Below are 19,553 nucleotides of genomic sequence, written 5' to 3'. Positions count from 1 at the left end.
CCAATTGCTATTTTTCACGCAGGAGGACTCTTGATTTTATTTATCTATTTGTTATTTATGTAAAAATCATAAAAGCCCGATTTTACAACAATGTCAGCGAAAGCCCCGTTCCTGCAAGGATGGCGTGAGTTTTCTAAAGTTAATGCACAGGGTTATCCACAGGAATGGTGGATAACTTAATAAAGTCGTTTGCCGGTGCATGGTTGCGTGACATTGTGCAGTCATAAAATTGTCACTTTCAGCACAAAGAGAAAAAATAATTCAGGATTTTTTCCTGATAAAAAACACCCGGCCGGAAGATTTGCCGTGATCCCGGAACGATCCGGCCGGATACAGGATCAGTGCGCGGAAACCGGCAGTGAAAGATAGCCGGATAAGTCCTGATTCAACGGATCCGGCAGATGCGGTAACACACCCAGACACGGCGCCGGGATCAGGTTGTTCAGTGTCGCCAGGTACGCCTGCTGATGCAGACCCGGCGGTGTGACCTCATTAGCCACCCACCCGGCCAGGGTTAGTCCGGCCTGCTGTATCGCCGTCACGGTCAGTAACGCATGATTAATGCAGCCGAGTTTTACCCCGACCACGAGGATCACCGGCATCCGCATGTGTGCCGCCCAGTCCGCATAAGTCTGCGTGGCTGACAGCGGGGTAAACCATCCGCCCGCCCCTTCGGTCAGCACCCAGTCGGCCTGCTGATTTAACGCATGCAGCCCGTCAGTCATCACCGTAAATTCCAGCGGAGTTTGTGTCAGTTCGCTGACAATGTGCGGCGATGTCGGCTCGGCAAAGGTATAGGGGTTAATCTGCGCGTAACTGACCGGCGGCACGGTATGGTGCCACAATGCCAGTGCATCACTGTTGCGCAGCCCCTCCGCCGTCATCTCACTGCCGGAGGCCACCGGTTTATACCCCGCACAGCGGAACCCGGCGTTGCGGGCAGCCTGCAACAGGGCGCAACTGACCACGGTTTTACCGGCATCCGTATCGGTGCCGGTTAAAAACCAGTTATTTTTCAACATGTATGACTCCGTACTGAATAAGATAGCTGAGCGGAAATACGCCGTCTTCGGCGGGATAATGATTCGCCAGCCGAATGAGTTTATTGCGTGTCATCAGCCCGGCAGCACGTCCCTGATGGACATGGGTGGCTCCAATCCCCTTGAGGGAGTGCAGCAGCGCGGGCAGAGAATCAAAGGAGAGCCGGTAACAAACGTCTGACAAGGTATGCCGGTAAGGCTGACAGGCAGCGGAAACCGCCTCACGGCTGAGAAAGCCGTTGGCGTGACGGTTGCTGTCCACCCGGGCAAACGCCTGATTCAGTTCATCCAGCGACCCGCTGAGCAGCGTGGAAAACGCCACCACCCCGCCGGGCCGGGTCACCCGTACCAGACCGGCCAGCGCCTCTGCCAGCGAATCACACCACTGCACCGCCAGATTGCTGAAACAGAAATCAAACTGATTATCCGCAAAAGGCAGCTGTTCGATATCCCCCTGTACATAACGGGTCGCCCGCTGCTGCTGCCGGGCGTGCGCCAGCATCTCAGGGGAAAGATCAAACGCGGTCACACTGCAGCAATCCGTTTTCCACTGTTCACTGAAAAACCCGGTACCGCAGCCGGCATCCAGCCCGTGCAGTTCAGATAATAACGGTGCGGAAAGTGCCTGTGTGGTCAGTTGCCGCAAGTGGTGTCCGGTTTTCTGCTGGAGGTGCGCCACGGTGTCATAGTGTCCGACGGCGCGTCCGAAAGCGGCGGCAACGGCGGCTTTATTCACCGGGGCGGTAGTGACAACAGAATGCATCCAGCGCCTCCGTAAGCTGTGTGATATCGTCGCGGTGATGGGCGCTGGTCAGCGTGATGCGCAGCCGGGCGGTATTCGGCGGCACGGTTGGCGGGCGGATCGCTTTCACCCACAGGCCGCGTTCCTGTAAATAGTGCGACAGCGCCAGGGCAGCTCGGTTATCCCCCACGATCAGCGGCTGGATAGCCGATGCGGACGGCAGTAATTGCAGCGGCAGAGGCGTCACCCGCTGACGGAAGACGCGGATATTTTCCGCCAGTTTATCCCGTAACCCGTCACCGTCACGGATGGCCTGCACCGCTGCCTGAATGGCGCACGCCTGTGCCGCCGGGAAGGTGGTGCTGTAGATAAGATGACGGGCATATTGCGTCAGATAATCTGCGGTCTGTGCATCACACAGCACCGCCGCGCCGCTGACACCGACCGCTTTGCCGAAGGTGACAATCTGAATATCCGGGCGTATTCCCGCCGCATCACAACTGCCCCGCCCTTCACGACCGCAGACACCGATACCGTGCGCATCATCCGCCATCAGCCGGGCGTTATGCTGCCGGGTGAGCGGCAGGATCGCCGCCAGCGGCGCGGCATCTCCGTCCATACTGAAGATCCCTTCCGTGACCACCAGGGTTTTGCCGGTACTGTTTTCAGTCCGGCTCAGACGATTGCTCAGATGCGCGGTATCATTATGATGAAAACGGCTGAATTCAGCGGGTGAATGCATAGCCGCTTCCATAATGGACGCGTGAGCGAGTTTGTCGCAGATAAGGTGGTCGCCGCGCTGCATCAGTGCGGTGATCACCGCCTGATTAGCACTGAAACCGGAGACAAACAGGATCGCCCGATCAAACCCGAGCCACTCCGCCAGCATCTGTTCCAGATCCCGGTGTGCCGCCGTATAGCCGGTGACATGACCGGATCCGCCGCTGCCCACGCCGTATTGCTGGGTGCCGTCACACCAGGCGCGGATCACCGCCGGGTGGCGGCTGAGGCCGAGATAATCATTGCCGGAGAAATTCACGGCGCGTCTGCCGTTAATCAGGAGGGTACGCCCGTCCGCGCCGTCATTAGCGTCACGACGGCGTACCGCATCCTGTTCCTGCGCCTGTTGCAGGCGCTCAGAAAGAAAAGTCTGCCACATGGTACGGCTCACAGGGCTGCGTTATAGAATTTTTCGTCATCATTGTGGCTGATGGCATCCAGTAAAGAATCCGTCTCCTCATTGTCACCCCGGGTAACATGAATGGCCTCACGTTTGATCCCCAGTTTTTTAAACAGGGCGATATCGGTATTTTCTTCCGGGTTGGTGGTGGTGAGCAGTTTGCAGCCGTAGAAAATGGAGTTCGCACCCGCCATAAAGCAAAGTGCCTGGGTCTGTTCATTCATCATTTCACGACCGGCGGAGAGGCGCACATGAGACGTTGGCATCATAATGCGGGCCACCGCAATGGTGCGGACGAAATCAAACGGATCGACTTCCTCATTATCTTCAAACGGTGTGCCTTTGATTTTCGCCAGCATGTTGATCGGTACACTTTCCGGGGCTTTCGGCAGATTCGCCAGCTGCACCAGCATTGCCGCACGGTCACGCACCGCTTCACCCAGTCCTAAAATTCCGCCGGAGCACACTTTGATCCCCGCATCCCGCACATTGTCGAGGGTATCGAGTCTGTCCTGATAGGTCCGGGTGGTGACAATCGAGCCGTAAAATTCCGGCGAGGTGTCGAGGTTGTGGTTGTAGTAATCCAGACCGGCTTTGGCAAGACGCTCCGCCTGTGAGCTGTTCAGCATACCAAGTGTCATACAGGTTTCCATACCCAGCGCCCGTACTTCTTTCACCATGGTTTCCAGATACGGCATATCGCGCTCATGGGGATTCTTCCACGCCGCGCCCATGCAGAACCGGGTCGAACCGGCTGCCCGCGCCTTACGCGCCGTTTCCACCACCTGCTGTACTTCCATCAGCCGCTCTTTTTCCAGCCCGGTCTTGTATCGCGCACTCTGCGCACAGTATTTACAATCTTCCGGACACGCCCCGGTTTTGATGGAAAGCAGTGTGCTGATCTGCACCTGCTGCGGGTCAAAATGCTGGCGATGCAGGGTCTGAGCCTCATACAACAGTTCAAAAAAAGGTTTTTCAAACAATGCATTGGCTTCTTTTAATGTCCACTGACGACCTTGACTCATAACTGTAACTCCCGATAAAAAAGTGTTGCCAGTTTAAATATCAGCATTATCATGTCAACTTTATTTGCATTGAAATGGTTTACATAATGGCTTTTTCAGGGAATATTTCAGGTCACGACTTTTCGGCTGATGATGCGGATTTTGACCGCCGCCACATCTGGCACCCTTATACATCAATGACTCAGCCGCTGCCGGTCTATCCGGTGGTATCGGCACACGGTGCGGTGCTGACACTCGCAGACGGCCGCGAACTGGTTGACGGTATGTCCTCGTGGTGGGCAGCTATCCATGGCTATAATCACCCGGTACTGAATGCGGCGGTGACTGAACAGCTGTCACAAATGTCACATGTAATGTTCGGCGGGATCACCCATCCGGCTGCCGTTGCACTGTGCCGCCGCCTGGTGGCTATCACGCCGGAACCGCTGGAATGCGTGTTTCCTGCTGACTCCGGCTCGGTGGCAGTAGAAGTGGCGCTGAAAATGGCGCTGCAGTACTGGCAGGCACGCGGGGAAAAGCGTCACCGGATAATCACCCCGCGTCACGGCTACCACGGTGATACATTCGGTGCGATGTCAGTGTGTGATCCGCAAAACTCCATGCACTCACTCTGGCAGGGCTATCTGCCGGATCACCTGTTTGCCGATGCGCCGCAGTGCGGATTCGATGAGGAATGGCAGCCGGCGGATCTTCACTCCGTGGAAAGCCTGCTGGCACAGTATCATCATGAGGTCGCGGCGGTGATCCTGGAGCCGGTTGTCCAGGGTGCGGGCGGAATGCGTTTCTACCATCCGAAATATCTGAAAGGCGTAAGATCGCTGTGCGATCACTACAATGTCCTGCTGATTTGTGACGAGATCGCGACCGGATTCGGACGCACCGGAAAGCTGTTTGCCTGCGAACACGCCGGTATATCACCGGATATTATGTGTCTCGGCAAAGCGATTACCGGTGGTTATATGACGCTCTCCGCCACCCTCACCACCCGCCATATTGCGGACACCATCAGTCAGGGGGACGCAGGCTGCTTTATGCACGGCCCGACCTTTATGGGCAATCCGCTGGCCTGCGCCACGGCAGTAGCGAGTATTGATCTGTTGTTGTCCGGAGACTGGGCGGCGCGTGTGAAGGATATCGAAACACAACTGAAAAGTGCCCTGCTGCCGCTGAAATCCCGCAGCGGCGTCCGTGATGCGCGGGTGCTCGGCACCATTGGTGTGATTGAAACGGAAGAGCCGGTCAATATGGCAGAATTGCAGCGCCGTTTTGTTGATGCCGGGGTGTGGATCCGCCCGTTCGGGCGGCTGATTTATATTATGCCGCCATACATTATTACGGCGACACAACTGGAAAAGCTGACGCAGGCGATAGATAAGGTGACGGCAGGATAAAAAAACAGGCGGCTGATCTCCGCGCCGGAGAAGCGCTGATAACGGGCAAAAACGAAAAGTCGCTGTGAATACCTCCCTGTAAGCTCAGGCGCGTCATCCATGACGCGCATGCTTTTCGTTTCGCCTGCCCGTTATCGCTTATTACCTGACCAGCAAACTCTGTATTGAAAAAAACACATTACTTCAGCGTCAGCACTGTCACCCACATCGGACCTTTTCCGGCCGGATAGCGGTTGATAAAGTGCAGTTCGCCGGTAATCACATCAATCCGGGAAACCGCCACATGGTGAGAAAGTTGCCCGGTTGAGATCAGGAAACGCCCGCTGTTATCCACCGCAAAACCGCGCGGCTGAGTTTCTGTCGGATAACGCCCCGCCAGTTGCAGATGACCGCCGTCATCCGACACCCGGTAGTGATTAATCACACTTGATGCCCGCTCACAGGCATAGAGATGATGCCCGTCCGGCGTGACATGAATATCAGCAGCCCAGCGGCGTCCTGAATAATCATCCGCCATCATATCGACAGACTGAATTTCACGGACTTTCACCCATTCGCGGTAAACATTAATGGTCGCATTTAATTCATTCAGACAATACGCCACATGTTTTGCCGGATGAAACGCCATATGGCGCGGCCCGGCACCGGCAGCAACCGTCAGCATATCGGCGTGACGTTCAGTTAAGCGTCCGTCTTCCTCAATCGTGTAAGCGCGGATATGATCTTCCCCGAGGCACGGCACAAACAGTGTGCAGCCATCCTGCGCAATATTAGCGGAATGCGGATTTTTTAACCCCTCAATCACCTGGACTGCACGGGCGGGAAGACCATTATCGCGGATCGGCAGTACCGCCAGATTTCCCTGATGATAAGACGCGGCATACAGTGTGCGCCCCGCTTTATCAAGCGTGATATAGGCGGCAGTGCCCGGGAGCGGCGTCAGGCCGGTTTGTGTGAGTTTACCGTCTTCTGCGATTTTATACGTCACTACCGCATTACCCGGTTTTACCGCAGCATAAAGATGACCACCATCCGGCGCGGTGATCAGCGGCTGCACCTGATCCGGCGTTGATACTGTCTGTAACAGTGACATTTCACCGTGTTCATTCATCTGCCAGACATGAATCTGATGACTTTCCGTACTGGCAACATAAACCACCTGCTTCATTCACGCTCCTTAATATCATCACTTACCCGTTTGATTTTTAACAGGTAATGTAAGCATTTCTGTATAATAATACCGCACTTAGCGTTTATCGCGAAACAATTAACATGCTATATTATCAGTTATCTCCGCCCGGAATCAGCCAGGATGCCGTCAGGGTGCAATAATATTCCCTGATGCCCGCCGTTATTCCGGTTCTGACACTCATACAAGGGGCTCCCTGTTATGTCTTACCGCGTCCTCGCATTTGATCTCGATGGTACACTTCTCGATCCGGATAAACATATATTACAGGAGTCGCTGGATGCTATCCGCGAAGCCCGCCGTGCCGGGGTGCAGGTGCTGATTGTCACCGGTCGTCATCACGTTGCTATCCATCCGTTTTATCAGACATTGCAGCTGGATACACCGGCTATCTGCTGTAACGGTACTTATCTGTACGATTATCCGGGGAAAAAAGTGCTTTCCGCCGATCCGATGAGTGTCAGTGAATCCCGTCAGCTGCTCGAACGTCTGGCACAGACCGATATCGAGCATCTGATGTATATCTCCGATGCCATGCTTTATCACACTGACAGCAGCACCATCGAGCGGACACTGAACTGGTCAGCTTCTCTGCCGGAACACCAGCGTCCGGTGATGCGCAAAGTGGACAACTTCCTTGATGAGGTTGATCGCGCTGACACTATCTGGAAATTCGCCACCTGCTCAGATGATCTGAACAAACTGCGCGAATTCACCGATGCCGTTGAAGCGGATATGGGGCTGTCCTGCGAGTGGTCGTGGATAAACCAGGTGGATATTGCCCGCAAAGGTAACAGCAAAGGCCGCCGTTTACAGGAATGGGTGGAATCTCAGGGAATGTCGATGAAAGATGTGATGGCATTTGGTGATAACCATAATGATATCAGCATGCTTTCTGCCGCCGGTCTCGGTGTGGCAATGGGCAATGCAGCAGACGAAGTCAAAGCACACGCTGATCTGATTATCCGGGATAATACACAGCCGGGTATTGCGCAGGCGATCCGCCGTCATATTCTCAGCTGATCAATACCGTGTTCTGAACTATAAAAAATGCCTTTTAATAAAGGCATTTTTTTAATTATTTCCCGCTGATCCGCAAATAAATTTAGTTATTTATACTTATCAAAATTCCAGTTATTTTTGGGTTTTTCTGCCGGATTCTGATTCGGGAATTTTGCATTTTCGACGATCAGCAGTAATTTGGATCCGTCATAGGTATAGCCCCCCTCAGAATACTGATACGGGAAGCTTTCCGTTGCCACCACGTTATATCCCATACTGAGCAGCTCCGGGATGCGCATTCCGCCCTGCGAGCCGTCGGTGGTGCCGATACACCAGACTTTTAAGTTTTCGATTTCAACGTCTTTGACTTTTTTCAGATAGGTGTAACACATCACCTGATTTGCCGCCAGCGCCTGACCGCCGGAGAAAATACCCAGTAATAAAAAGAGTAATGCTTTTTTCATTTTATCCCTCTGACTCAGTGGTTTTTTATGCAATAACGCACGTCTTACACTTGTTTCCGTGTGCGGAGAATATTCTGTGATAATTCGGCAGGATCAGTGATGCACCGGCGTTAATATATATCGCCGGTGTGTCAGATGGGCAATCGGAATAATATGAATGCCCGCTTTATTAATGAAAAGTACGTATATTCAGGCAGGTTATAATTCGCGACTCAGTGACACACTTTTTACCTGTGCATACACCCACAGTCCGGGTTTCAGCTGTAAATCATCCCGCGCCCAGCCGGTAATCCGTGCCCAGAGGAAATGATTGCCGACCGCCAGCCGTACATCTGTCTGACCGTTGTCGTCATCATACATTTCCGTGATTTTTGCCCGTAATATATTGCGGATACTGCTGCTTTTCGGTTTTTCCAGTACGATTGACACATCATCCGCGCTGACACGCACACGCACCGGTGTATCAGACTCACCGGTAATACGCGGTATCCACAGCACCTGATCACTGATAGCGGCGGCAGTCATGGCATAGCGGTCGTGATGCTTAAGCACCGTGACATTTAATACGCTTGAGAGGCTTTCCTGTGTCAGCCACGGCCGCAGTGCTGCACTTGCCCACACCTCTTCCAGCGGCCCTTGTGCCAGAATGCGGCCTTTTTCCAGAATCACCACATCTTCCGCCAGCCGCAGGATTTCATCCAGGCTGTGACTGACATACAGAATCGGAATACTGATATCCTGCGCCATCTTTTCCAGATACGGCAGCAGTTCGCGTTTACGCGGCAGATCCAGCGAGGCCAGCGGTTCATCCATCAGCAGGATATCCGGTGCGGTCAGCAATGCGCGGCCAATCGCCACCCGCTGCTTCTCCCCGCCGGAAAGCGTCATCGGCAGCCGGTTCAGCAGATGTCCGATACCCAGCAGTTCCACAATACTGTCAAACTGATCTTCCATTTCCCGCGCCATACCGTAGCGCAGATTGCCTCTTATCCGGTAATGGGGAAACAGGCGTGCATCCTGGAAGACATAGCCGATTTTGCGTTTTTCCGGTGGCAGACAGATGCGTTTTTCAATATCCACAAGTGTGTGCCCGTTAAGCTCAATCCGCCCCTTCTGTGGTTTTGTCAGCCCGCCGATCACATTAATAAAGGAGGTTTTCCCTGCCCCGGAGAGCCCGAAGACAGCGGTAATACGGTCACTGGCCAGTTCGGTGTTGATCACCATCGATAAATCACCGAGCTGCTGTTCAAAATCAAGCACTAACATGCGGCAACCCCCAGGCGTTTACGTCCCCAGCGGGTCAGCCATTCTGAAGCCAGCAGTGACGCCAGTGCCAGAACAATAGCGATAATACAGAGCCGTGCTGCATCCATTTCGGCACCCGGTGTTTCAAGCAGGGAGTACATCGCCAGCGGGATAGTCCGGGTTTCCCCCGGGATATTGGAAACAAAGGTGATTGTCGCACCGAATTCCCCCAGCGAACGGGCAAAGGCCAGCACTGTGCCGACAATAATACCCGGCAGCGACAACGGCAGTGTGATAGTAAAAAAGACCCGCAGCGGTGAGGCACCGAGTGTCCGTGCCGCCTGCTCCAGACGCATATCCACCGCTTCCAGCGCCAGGCGGATAGCCCGTACCATCAGCGGAAAGGCCACCACTGCCGCAGCCAGCGCGGCACCGCGCCAGCTGAAGGTAAAACTGAAACCGAACCAGTTATAGAGCCATTCACCGATAAAACCTTTGCGGCCCATACTGATCAGAAGAAGATAACCCACTACCACCGGCGGTAATACCAGTGGTAAGTGGATAAGACTGTCCAGCAGCGACTTGCCCGGAAAACGGCAGCGCACCAGTACCCATGCCATCAGTATGCCGAACGGCAGACTGGCTGCCACGGCGACTGTTGATACTTTCAGGCTGAGGATAACCGCCTGCCATTCATACTCATTCAACATCGCTGTCTGTTAGTCCTTATTTATTACATAGGGCTGAAACCGTAACGTTTGAAGATCGCTTTTGCTTCCGGTGTCTGCAGATAATCGTAGAAACCTTTCACATCGGCATTATTGTGATCTTTCAGGATCGCAATCGGATATTCAACCGGTTTATGCGTATCAGCCGGGAAAATACCGACGACTTTTACTTTATCACTGGCAACCGCATCAGAACCGTATACGATACCCAGCGGCGCTTCGCCGCGCTCCACCAGCGCCATGCCACTGCGCACATTATTGGTACGGGCCAGCATCGGGTCAACCACTTTCCAGGCACCCAGGTTTTCCAGTGCTTCCTGCGCATAAATACCGACCGGCACATGATCAGGATCACCGACAGCCAGACGACCGCCATCCAGTAATTTAACCCAATCAGTCTGCTTATTAATATCTATTTTATCAATCTTACTGTCTTTCGCGGCAATCAGCACCAGCTCATTACCCAACAAGGTTTTACGGGTGTCATTAACGATCAGGTTTTTCTCCTGAGCGTAGTCCATCCATTTCTGGTCAGCAGAAATAAAGATATCTGCCGGAGCACCATTTTCAATCTGACGGGCCAGCGTGGAAGAGGACGCATAAGACGCGACCACGTCACCTTTTTTCTCCTGCTTATATTTTGCCGAGATTTCATCAACCGCATTTGTCAGTGATGCCGCCGCAAACACGGTCACTTTTTCAGCGGCCCACGCCTGACCCATGACAGCCGCAGAGATAACAACGCCGGCCAATAACGTACTGAACTGTTTTTTCATTTTTTCCACCAGGATAGATTAGGATTAACCCGTTGTATATAACAAGATACAGCGTAAAATGAAAGGAGGTTTATCCCACTATCGTCAGTTAAGCGGAAAATACGATAAAATGAGGGAAATTACATCGGGAGTGAGCGGGAAAACAGAAGCAAACACGGATTACCCGCGAACGCAGGTAATCCTGAATACGTCAACATCAGTGCTGCTTTTCGTGGTGCTCGCCTTTAGAAATCAGGTTGAAAATTTCACCTAATCCCCAGATCAGAGCCGCCAGGCCTGTCATCACAACAGGCACCATTAACAGTGCGAAACCTAAACTTTTAACTAACTCAAACATAGCACTTAATCTCTTTATATCAGGCGAAAAGGATATTCAGCGTGACTATCATAACGTCATATTACCCGCCATTCTATATAAATCACGCAGCCGAAAGCATAGCGATTCGTGCGGTCAGGTCTGCATAAAATAAACAACAGCCACAATCACTGCCGCCAGGATGAGAAAACCGACCACCTTTCCGGCACTGCCGGGTGTTTCGACAATACTGTTACCGCTTTCTGTTCTGATACCCGCAGAATCCGCAACCGGAGTTACGGTCTCTTCATCAGTGTCTTCACTATCTTCGTTGTAAAGTATCTGAAGATACGTCAGCAGCGTTTTCAGGGCATCACTGTCCAGCAGTATTGTTTCGTCATCCTCCGCAACGATGCACAGCGTGTAATTTAGTTGCGCGACCATCGTCAGCAAAAAAGCGCCCGGCAATTCCGCATAATCACGTTCAGCGGCGTTCATGTGTTCCGCCACTTCCGGTGGTGGCTCATTACTGCCGTCATCACGCATGTAAGCAAGCAGCACAGGCTCTTTATCATCCTCTCCCTGACAAAATGCCAGCCCCACTTTGCCGCTGCCGGCTTGTCCCTGCGATTCAACCCAGAATGACTGTACTGCCAGTGTACGGGTAAAATCCTCCGTTTCAGAACCGTTGTCCGGATCATCTCTGACAGTCCGGTAAAGACTGAATAAGGTATTCCCCATGATATAATTCCCTGTTTAATAAATCATCGCTATACCATACCTGTTTTTATCCCTCTCACAAATTATTCAGTAAAATTTAATCACCATATTCCCGGATGAAAAAAAAACGCAGTTTGCTACACTAACCGGAAAGCCAAGCCGCACCGGGCGGAGAAACTGCACCGGTGATTCTGTCTGATTACTATACGGGGTATTTTCCGTTGGATATTTTATTAACACTAAAATCAGAAGGTCATTTATTTGCCGATCCACGGCGGATTTCCTTACTCAAGCAGGTCAGAGCCACCGGCTCCATCAGTCAGGGGGCAAAGCTGGCCGGTATCAGTTACAAAAGTGCCTGGGATGCCATCAATGAGATGAACCAGCTTGCCGAGGAAACGATTGTTGACCGGGCCACCGGCGGCAAAGGCGGCGGCGGTGCGACACTCACGCGCTATGGTGAGCGCTTACTTCAGCTTTATGATCTGCTGGCACAAATCCAGCAGAAAGCCTTTGATGTCCTCAAAGAGGATTCACTGCCGCTCGACAGCCTGCTGGCGGCCATCTCCCGCTTCTCCCTGCAAACCAGCGCCCGCAACCAGTTCTTCGGCACGATTATGTCGCGCGACCATACCCATGTGCAGCAGCATGTGAATGTCCTGCTGGCGGATAAAAAAACCGAACTTGCCGTTGCCCTGACGGAGCAAAGCGCCAACCGGCTGGGGTTATCTGTCGGTAAAGAAGTACTCACTCTGATTAAAGCGCCGTGGGTGAAAATCAGTAAATCCGCCGGAAACAGCACCGGTTATGATAATCACCTGAGCGGGCATATCTGTTCCGTTGCCAGAGGTACGGAAAACAGTGAAGTGATGGTGACACTGACCGGCGGCGCACAGTTATGCGCTACCGTGGATAATCAGGATGCTGACAGACAGCAGCTGAAAGAAGGTGATGATGTCACCGCGCTGTTTAACGCCGACCAGGTGATTATTGCCACATTGTGCTGATAAAAATGATGTTAAAAGCCGCCGCTGACGGCGGCTTTCGTGAGTAATTGCTTACTTCGCTGTTAAATCAACCTGATAAACCGCAAATCCCACATCATCCGTACCCACCCGGGTCATCGGGTAATGCGCGTTCTCTTTAATAAACTGCGTGGCTTTATCACCCGGTGAGGTTTCAAAGCGGATATCTAATTTCTTATCCGTTTTCACCGGCACAAACGTCCAGTTTTGCTCAGCCAGTGCCGATACCGCACCTTTTGCTTTGGTTTCCGCTGCAATATAACCTGCCAGCACACTGCGGTTTTCATCCGGTGACGCAAACGCGATATGTTTGTCACCGGTACCGGCAAATTTTCCGCCGTAAGCGCGGTAATTATTGGTAGCCACCAGGAAAACGGCTTTCGGATCAATCGGTTTACCCTGATAAGTCACATTTTTGATGCGGTTGGCCTGCGGATTGACCGTCTGACAGTCCACATCATATTTTGCCGGTTGGGTCAGGTCTATCTGATAATTGATCCCGGAAATGGTATCGAAATTATAGGTTCTGAAACCATCCCAGTTAACCAGGCTTTGCGGTGCCTCTGACTGCGGGTTAATCTGATTGAACATCCCGGCAGAACATTCCAGCCATTCGGTCACTTCCGCCCCGGTCGCTTTCACCACCACCAGCGTATTCGGGTAGAGATAGAGATCCGCCGCGTTGCGGAATGTCATATCCCCTTTTTCCACCTCGACAAAATCCGCCGGGGCATTTTTCCGTCCGCCTACTTTAAACGGCGCGGCGGCTGACAACACCGGTAAATCCGCCAGATCCGGATCACCCTGAATAAAGCGGCGGGTATAATCCGTCTGTGCATTATTCACAATCTGAACAGTCGGGTCGCTCTGCAACAGCGCGAGGTAGCTGTACATATTATCCGGTGATTTGCCAATCAGCTTGCCGACAAAGGTCCGGGTCGCATTGTGCTGTTCATCAATCACAGAAGCCAGTTTGTCATCCCGCGCCACCAGCGGCTTTTTATTCACCTTGTCATAAATCGGACGTGCCTGTGCTTTGGCGTCCGCCACTTTCCATGTACCCTCATCATTATTCAGCACCAGATCCACCACGCCGAGATGATCTCCCCACTGTCCGGGCATCACAGCCGGAATACCGTTAACGGTTCCCTGCTCAATATTAACGCCTTTGATATCCGCAAAATCGTTGCCCGGAAATACGCCGTGCGAATGACCGAACATAATGGTATTAATACCCGGTACTTCACTGAGATAATAAACCGAGTTCTCTGCCATGGCTTTATACGGCTCCTGAGAAAAACCGGAGTGCGGAATAGCGACAATTAAATCCGCACCTTCTGCTTTCATTTGCGGCACAAATTTTTTCGCGGTTTCCGTAATATCATTGACGCGGACTTTTCCTTCCAGATTGGCTTTATCCCAGATAAGGATCTGCGGTGGTACAAAACCGATATAACCGATTTTAATCACATGCGCTTTGCCGTCACGATCTTTCACCGGAGTATCGACAATAATATAAGGCGTAAACAGATTCTTACCGGTTTTTTCATCAATAATATTGGCATTCACGTACGGAAAATCCGCACCGGCAATGGCTTTTTTCAGATAATCCAGGCCAAAGTTAAATTCATGGTTACCGAAATTTCCGACGGTATAGCCCATGGTATTCATCAGCTTATGTGCCGGATGAGCTTCACCGTCATTTAACCCTTTGCTGACCATATAATCCGCCAGCGGACTGCCCTGAATTAAGTCTCCGTTATCCACTAATACCGCGTTGGTGGCTTCACCTTTTGCCGCTTTGATTAAACCGGCGGTACGGACCAAACCAAACTGCTCTGTCGGTTTGTCTTTGAAATAATCAAAATCAATTAAATTACTGTGAATATCCGAGGTTTCCATCACCCGCAGATCCACTGTTGCGGCATTGACCGTTCCGCTGACCAGTAATGCCAGCACTGAATATTGTAATCCTGTTCTCACTCTGACCCCCTCTTCCGGTTAATGTTCTGCTGCTGTTATTTTGTCTGTTTTCACACCGTTTGCGTCCAGTAATTCCTGCATGGTGTAATGCTTATCCTCAATACGGTAAGATATCAGTCCGTTCATGGATGACATGGCATTATGACGGCTGTATTTAAACGGAATAACCACACCGCCCTGTTTATTAATCACACCCCAGTGATCATTTTTTCTCACCAGCGCATAACCGTTATCAAAATCACGGGCATCCAGATAATCCGGAGCGACCATTTCATTTCCTTTTACGTCAGCAAACCCGTATAAATTGTCCTTTTTTACCTGTACCATACCGTCAGTAATTTTACCGGCGTTGTCATAACCTGTTAACGTCAGACGCACTGTTCCGTCAGTGTGAATAAAATAGATTTCATTATCCTTTACTTCTTTATTATCTGTCAGGATGCTATTTCTGACTTTAACGGTATTATCCCCGCCATCCTCCAGCCGGTAATCGGATACAGGCAGAATATGTTCACCTTTGTCATTCAGGATATGCATCCCCCGGCTATCGTCATAATAGAAAAACTCAAAGTGTCCGTCATTTTTGTTAAAAATATCCGCATACAGATTGTTACCGGGGATGATTACCGGTTCCGGATAATGCGTATTAAATATCTGAATGCCGTTATTCTCAGAGATAACAACAGCATCATCTGATAAACTGTATACTCTGCTTGCTTTTATTATATAATTCAGTTTCTTATTCACTGTATCCAGTTTATAGATATGATAATATAATGATTCATACTCTTCGCCATCATCCTCATTTTTTTTATTTTCTGTATGGCGGGTATAAAAATAACCTAATCCTGCACTGTCTATCGCTTTCTTTCCATGATTAATAATCTCATTACCGTTTTGATCGAAGATATAAAACGTCTGTGTCTTCTCATCTTCAATCACTGGATACAAACTGGTATAAAGCGGGAACAGCGTTATTCTTTTTTCTTCACGCTCCTGCTTATTTGCAGTATAAACGGTAACGGATTCCGGCGTACCGTGGTAGGTACATTCGACAAGGTACGTTGCCGGTTCGTCGGTTTCCTGTTCAAAGCGTTCATAATAACCGGCAATTCTTTTTATGAGTTGCTCTTTATTTTTCCCGTATTTATCAGCAACTTTAGCTGATCCATTAATATAACGTTCCAGTTTATCAACGTAACCGATACTGCCTCTGGCACAGTCTGACGATGATAATATTTTGCCCTTTTTGTCAGTAACGTCTTCACCGATAATATTCAGTTCACCTTCCAGTGTGTATTTCAGATAGTTTTTATCCTTTTCTGCCAGCATTAATCTATAGTCACTTTGTAAAATGTCGGGCTTATCCGGTGTGAGATGATAACTACTGAGATCGCTGATATACCTGTATGTGATAGTAATATCGATATTTTTAACCGTTTTCTGTGTATTTAATCTGAACGTATCGTCTGTCTCTCTGTCCTTTATTTCTTCACTGCCATCCATGTAAGTAATTTTTTTAACGCTTATCGCGAGCTGATTGTCTGCCGGCATCACCGGAATGATGAAATGAAGAACAGAATGGCCATATTTAATATGCTGAATAAAGGCAATTTGATTAACGGCTTCATTAAATTTGTTTTTATATTCTTCCGGTGTAAGAACAGAAAATGCATTTTTATATTCTTCATCTTCAGATAAAACTGTCTTCCTCTGACGATAGAGATCCTCTTTTCCTCTTATCCCGAGATAGAAGTCAAAGTTATATTTTTGCATCTGTACTTTTTCTGCTGCTTCTTCGGGAGTCAGGCCGTTAAATTCTTTTGTTATATAATCCAGTGTTTTCTGTGATGGTTCCGGTAAGGTCTCTTCATCCCCGAAAGATCCGTATATCATTCCCGCAGCAATAACCAAAAGCGCGGGGATTGCGATAACCTTTTTTTTCATCAGTATATCCCTTCCGTATGATTTCCATGATGCCGTCATAGCTGTAACAAAAAGTATAACAAAAACAGCAGACTGAATAATGGCGTTTCTGTGAAGCAGATCTTCTTTTCATGATACGAAATGTAACACCGTGACCCTATCTTGACATCCCCGGCGGTTCCGCTTATTTCTGGGGAATAATTAAACTAATAATAAGGCTGTTTACTATGGCACATCTGCACATCACACAAGGGATTTTCCGGTCAGGCGCGGATAAAACACTTTCTGTTCCGTCATTACAGCTGGAAAGCGGCCAGCATCATGCTTTTATCGGCACCAACGGCAGCGGGAAATCCACCCTTGCCCGGGCGCTGATACAGGAGCTTCCGCTGCTTTCCGGGGAGATAAATACCTCTTTCCGCCGTCCCGTTCTGGTCGCGTTTGAAAAATTGCAGGCACTGATTGATGAAGAATGGAACCGCAATAATACCGATCTGATGGACGGGGATGACACCGACAACGGGCGTACCACTGCCGACATTATTCAGGCAGAACACCGTGATAATGAACGCTGCCTGCAGCTGGCGGCGCAGTTCGGGATTTCTGATCGCCTGTCACGCCGTTTTAAATATCTTTCCACCGGTGAAACCCGCAAAGCGCTGCTGTGTCAGGCACTGATGGCAGAGCCGGATTTACTGGTGCTGGATGAACCTTATGACGGCCTGGATACCGATTCCCGCCGTATGCTCAGTGACATGCTGGCAGAACTTGTGGCAGACGGACTGACGGTTATTCTGATCCTCAACCGTTTCAGTGATATTCCGGACTTTATCACCCGCGCCGGGCTGCTGACAGACTGTGTACTGGCACCGGCAGATACCTTATCCGCACTGTTACAGGCGCAACTTGCCCGCAGTGAGCAGACAGAGCATCTGACGCTGCCGGAGCGGGATGACCCGTCCGCAGAGCGCCCTGCGCCGGACATTCCGCGGGTGATCCTCAATCACGGCTGCGTCAGCTATAATGACAAGCCCATCCTCAATGATCTGACCTGGCAGGTGCTGCCCGGTGAGCACTGGCAAATCACCGGCGAAAACGGCGCGGGCAAGTCCACACTGCTCAGCCTGATCACCGGTGACCACCCGCAGGGCTACAGCAACGATCTGACGCTGTTCGGCCGCCGCCGTGGCAGCGGTGAAACGGTGTGGGATATCAAACGCCATATCGGGTATGTCAGTAACAGCATCCACCTCAGTTACCGTGTCAATATAAGTGTGCGTAACACGCTGATTTCCGGTTATTTCGATTCTGTCGGGCTCTATCAGAAACCGTCAGACCGGCAGATAAAACTGGCGGATGAGTGGCTGGCGCTGCTCGGTCTGAAGGCGTACCGTGACGCCCCGTTCCACAGCCTGTCGTGGGGGCAGCAGCGGCTGATACTGATTGCCAGAGCGCTGGTGAAACATCCGGCTCTGCTGATCCTCGATGAGCCGTTACAGGGGCTGGATACACTCAACCGTCTGCTGGTGCTGCGTTTTATAGATATTATGATAAGCCGTGGTGATACCCAGCTGCTGTTTGTCAGCCATCACAGCGAAGATACCCCCGCCTGTATCAACCGGCGGCTGGCATTTATTCCTGATAACGGCAGTTATCGTTACGAAATCAATACGTTGTGATTTTTTTATTAAACGGCTGTTTTACTTTTTTACTGCACCGGAAACAGCCGTTATTTTCTGAATATATTCAGCCTGTTATTAAGAATAATCCGATTAAGAATTATTATCAGTCCGCTTTTTTGCTGGCACATCACTGATTTCTCTTTTACCCTGCGTACTCCTTTTCTGATTTTCTGACACAATTCCATGACCTGGCTTTTACTTGCATTATCTCTGCTGTTATTACAATTTCACCGGACGCTGTCACTGACAGCACTTCTGGCTGCCACCCTCAGTGCCCTGTTCAGTGGTGTGATGGACTGGTATGCGCTGATCACATTGTGGTTTGCTGTCCTGCTGGCTGTTGCACGGCCTTATACTGCACCGCGCTCATGGCAGCGCGTGCTGCTGACACTGCTGGTGATCACCGTCGTGCTGGGTCTGGCTTTTCACCTGTTGCCGGGATTTCACAATCTGCGCTGGATGCCGCCGGAAGCCGCCGGACCGCACAGCCCGCCCTATTCATTCTGGTTTAATGCCGATAAAGCACTGCTTCCGTTTGTGCTGATCATCATTATTCCGCAACTGTTTGTCACAGCACCACTGCGCCGGGTCACCCGCCTGCACTGGCTGTTACTGGCTTTCTCCGTACCTGCGCTGTTGTTACTGGCAACAGCTCTTGGCGGTCTTGGGTTTGAACCGCATCTGCCGCGCTGGCTGCCGGCGTTTATGCTGGCGAATCTGTTTTTTGTCTCCCTTGCGGAGGAAGCGCTGTTCCGGGGGGCTATTCAGCAGATGCTTTCCCGGTATCTGCCGCCGTATGCCGCGTTGTTTATTGCTGCCGCAGTCTTCGGCCTGGCACATATTGCCGGTGGGCCGCTGCTGGTTGTCTTTGCCGGTCTGGCAGGGGTTATCTACGGGCTGGCCTGGATGTGGAGCGGGCGGTTGTGGGTGGCAACAGGATTTCACTTCGCGCTGAACCTCTGCCATTTGCTGTTTTTTACCTGGCCGTTTAAGGTGGCGTAAAAAAACCGTTTTTTCCTGTGTATCACACTTTGCGTAAACATTTATAGCGGAATCGATTCAGTTTTGGTATACACTATCCGGTAAACAGGACGGAATTGATCGCTTCCGCACAGACCCCGGCGGAAATACCTGCGCGGA

Annotated in this window: 18 protein-coding genes; 5 read left to right on the top strand and 13 right to left on the bottom strand. The window is 51.0% G+C overall.

Annotation, left to right across the window (positions count from 1 at the left end; translation table 11 throughout):
- Window positions 1-338 precede the first annotated feature (338 nt).
- Genes bioD through bioB form a run of 4 tightly spaced genes read right to left on the bottom strand, consistent with a single transcriptional unit; the run spans window position 339 to window position 3,987 of the window.
- Window positions 339-1,022 (bottom strand): dethiobiotin synthase, encoded by a 684-nt coding sequence (gene bioD / locus ACF8OF_RS06290; RefSeq protein ID WP_392496059.1) that lies wholly within the window; start codon window positions 1,020-1,022, stop codon window positions 339-341.
- Complete coding sequence (bioC, locus tag ACF8OF_RS06285) at window positions 1,009-1,803, bottom strand: malonyl-ACP O-methyltransferase BioC (RefSeq protein WP_392496058.1); 795 nt, start codon at window positions 1,801-1,803, stop codon at window positions 1,009-1,011. Before bioC ends, bioD begins: the two co-directional genes overlap by 14 nt.
- Window positions 1,769-2,941, bottom strand: a complete 1,173-nt coding sequence (bioF, locus tag ACF8OF_RS06280; protein ID WP_392496281.1) for an 8-amino-7-oxononanoate synthase — start codon at window positions 2,939-2,941, stop codon at window positions 1,769-1,771. The genes bioC and bioF overlap by 35 nt, the downstream gene beginning before the upstream one ends.
- A gap of 8 nt (window positions 2,942-2,949) precedes the next feature.
- Window positions 2,950-3,987 carry a biotin synthase BioB gene (gene bioB, locus ACF8OF_RS06275; RefSeq protein ID WP_279798197.1) on the bottom strand — a complete coding sequence of 346 codons (1,038 nt, stop codon included), beginning with the start codon at window positions 3,985-3,987 and terminating at the stop codon, window positions 2,950-2,952.
- An 86-nt stretch (window positions 3,988-4,073) separates the two neighbouring features.
- On the opposite strand from bioB, the gene bioA reads away from it, so the two are divergent.
- Window positions 4,074-5,378, top strand: coding sequence for an adenosylmethionine--8-amino-7-oxononanoate transaminase (gene bioA / locus ACF8OF_RS06270; RefSeq protein WP_392496057.1), 1,305 nt, complete (start codon window positions 4,074-4,076; stop codon window positions 5,376-5,378).
- Window positions 5,379-5,556: 178 nt separating this feature from the next.
- On the opposite strand, the gene pgl is transcribed toward bioA, so the two are convergent.
- Window positions 5,557-6,546, bottom strand: coding sequence for a 6-phosphogluconolactonase (gene pgl / locus ACF8OF_RS06265; RefSeq protein WP_392496055.1), 990 nt, complete (start codon window positions 6,544-6,546; stop codon window positions 5,557-5,559).
- Between the two features lie 222 nt (window positions 6,547-6,768).
- On the opposite strand from pgl, the gene ACF8OF_RS06260 reads away from it, so the two are divergent.
- Window positions 6,769-7,590, top strand: a complete 822-nt coding sequence (locus tag ACF8OF_RS06260) for a pyridoxal phosphatase (RefSeq protein WP_045139041.1) — start codon at window positions 6,769-6,771, stop codon at window positions 7,588-7,590.
- A gap of 86 nt (window positions 7,591-7,676) precedes the next feature.
- Here the strand turns inward: ACF8OF_RS06260 and ACF8OF_RS06255 are convergent, their stop codons facing one another.
- The 6 genes from ACF8OF_RS06255 to ACF8OF_RS06230 all read right to left on the bottom strand — a co-directional run bounded on the left by ACF8OF_RS06255 (window position 7,677) and on the right by ACF8OF_RS06230 (window position 11,818).
- Window positions 7,677-8,033 carry a hypothetical protein gene (locus ACF8OF_RS06255; RefSeq protein WP_108655106.1) on the bottom strand — a complete coding sequence of 119 codons (357 nt, stop codon included), beginning with the start codon at window positions 8,031-8,033 and terminating at the stop codon, window positions 7,677-7,679.
- A 198-nt stretch (window positions 8,034-8,231) separates the two neighbouring features.
- Window positions 8,232-9,299, bottom strand: a complete 1,068-nt coding sequence (gene modC, locus ACF8OF_RS06250) for a molybdenum ABC transporter ATP-binding protein ModC (RefSeq protein ID WP_392496053.1) — start codon at window positions 9,297-9,299, stop codon at window positions 8,232-8,234.
- Window positions 9,293-9,988 (bottom strand): molybdate ABC transporter permease subunit, encoded by a 696-nt coding sequence (gene modB / locus ACF8OF_RS06245; protein ID WP_025153428.1) that lies wholly within the window; start codon window positions 9,986-9,988, stop codon window positions 9,293-9,295. The genes modC and modB overlap by 7 nt, the downstream gene beginning before the upstream one ends.
- A gap of 23 nt (window positions 9,989-10,011) precedes the next feature.
- Window positions 10,012-10,782 (bottom strand): molybdate ABC transporter substrate-binding protein, encoded by a 771-nt coding sequence (modA, locus tag ACF8OF_RS06240; protein ID WP_262860809.1) that lies wholly within the window; start codon window positions 10,780-10,782, stop codon window positions 10,012-10,014.
- 196 nt (window positions 10,783-10,978) lie between these two features.
- Window positions 10,979-11,119, bottom strand: coding sequence for an AcrZ family multidrug efflux pump-associated protein (locus tag ACF8OF_RS06235; RefSeq protein ID WP_025153430.1), 141 nt, complete (start codon window positions 11,117-11,119; stop codon window positions 10,979-10,981).
- A gap of 114 nt (window positions 11,120-11,233) precedes the next feature.
- Entirely contained in the window at window positions 11,234-11,818 is a 585-nt protein-coding gene (locus tag ACF8OF_RS06230) for a hypothetical protein (RefSeq protein ID WP_279798191.1), read from the bottom strand.
- Window positions 11,819-12,018: 200 nt separating this feature from the next.
- Here ACF8OF_RS06230 and modE point away from each other — a divergent pair, with 200 nt between their 5' ends.
- Complete coding sequence (modE, locus tag ACF8OF_RS06225) at window positions 12,019-12,804, top strand: molybdenum-dependent transcriptional regulator (protein WP_279798190.1); 786 nt, start codon at window positions 12,019-12,021, stop codon at window positions 12,802-12,804.
- 51 nt (window positions 12,805-12,855) lie between these two features.
- Here the strand turns inward: modE and ACF8OF_RS06220 are convergent, their stop codons facing one another.
- Together ACF8OF_RS06220 and ACF8OF_RS06215 are read right to left on the bottom strand one after the other, a co-directional pair.
- Window positions 12,856-14,805 carry a bifunctional 2',3'-cyclic-nucleotide 2'-phosphodiesterase/3'-nucleotidase gene (locus ACF8OF_RS06220; RefSeq protein WP_392496049.1) on the bottom strand — a complete coding sequence of 650 codons (1,950 nt, stop codon included), beginning with the start codon at window positions 14,803-14,805 and terminating at the stop codon, window positions 12,856-12,858.
- An 18-nt stretch (window positions 14,806-14,823) separates the two neighbouring features.
- The gene (locus ACF8OF_RS06215) at window positions 14,824-16,752 is read right to left on the bottom strand and encodes a WG repeat-containing protein (protein ID WP_392496048.1); all 1,929 of its coding nucleotides are present in this window, start codon (window positions 16,750-16,752) and stop codon (window positions 14,824-14,826) included.
- Between the two features lie 206 nt (window positions 16,753-16,958).
- Here ACF8OF_RS06215 and modF point away from each other — a divergent pair, with 206 nt between their 5' ends.
- On the top strand, window positions 16,959-18,410 hold the full coding sequence (gene modF / locus ACF8OF_RS06210) for a molybdate ABC transporter ATP-binding protein ModF (protein ID WP_392496046.1): 1,452 nt from the start codon (window positions 16,959-16,961) through the stop codon (window positions 18,408-18,410).
- 186 nt (window positions 18,411-18,596) lie between these two features.
- Window positions 18,597-19,415 carry a CPBP family intramembrane glutamic endopeptidase gene (locus tag ACF8OF_RS06205; protein ID WP_392496045.1) on the top strand — a complete coding sequence of 273 codons (819 nt, stop codon included), beginning with the start codon at window positions 18,597-18,599 and terminating at the stop codon, window positions 19,413-19,415.
- The last annotated feature ends 138 nt before the right edge of the window (window positions 19,416-19,553 follow it).

The organism is Morganella sp. TYF_1 (genome assembly GCF_043105645.1).
Lineage (GTDB): Bacteria > Pseudomonadota > Gammaproteobacteria > Enterobacterales > Enterobacteriaceae > Morganella > Morganella morganii_B.
The sequence above is the reverse complement of the archived record's forward strand: the minus strand, read 5'-3'. Positions and strand labels throughout refer to the sequence as shown.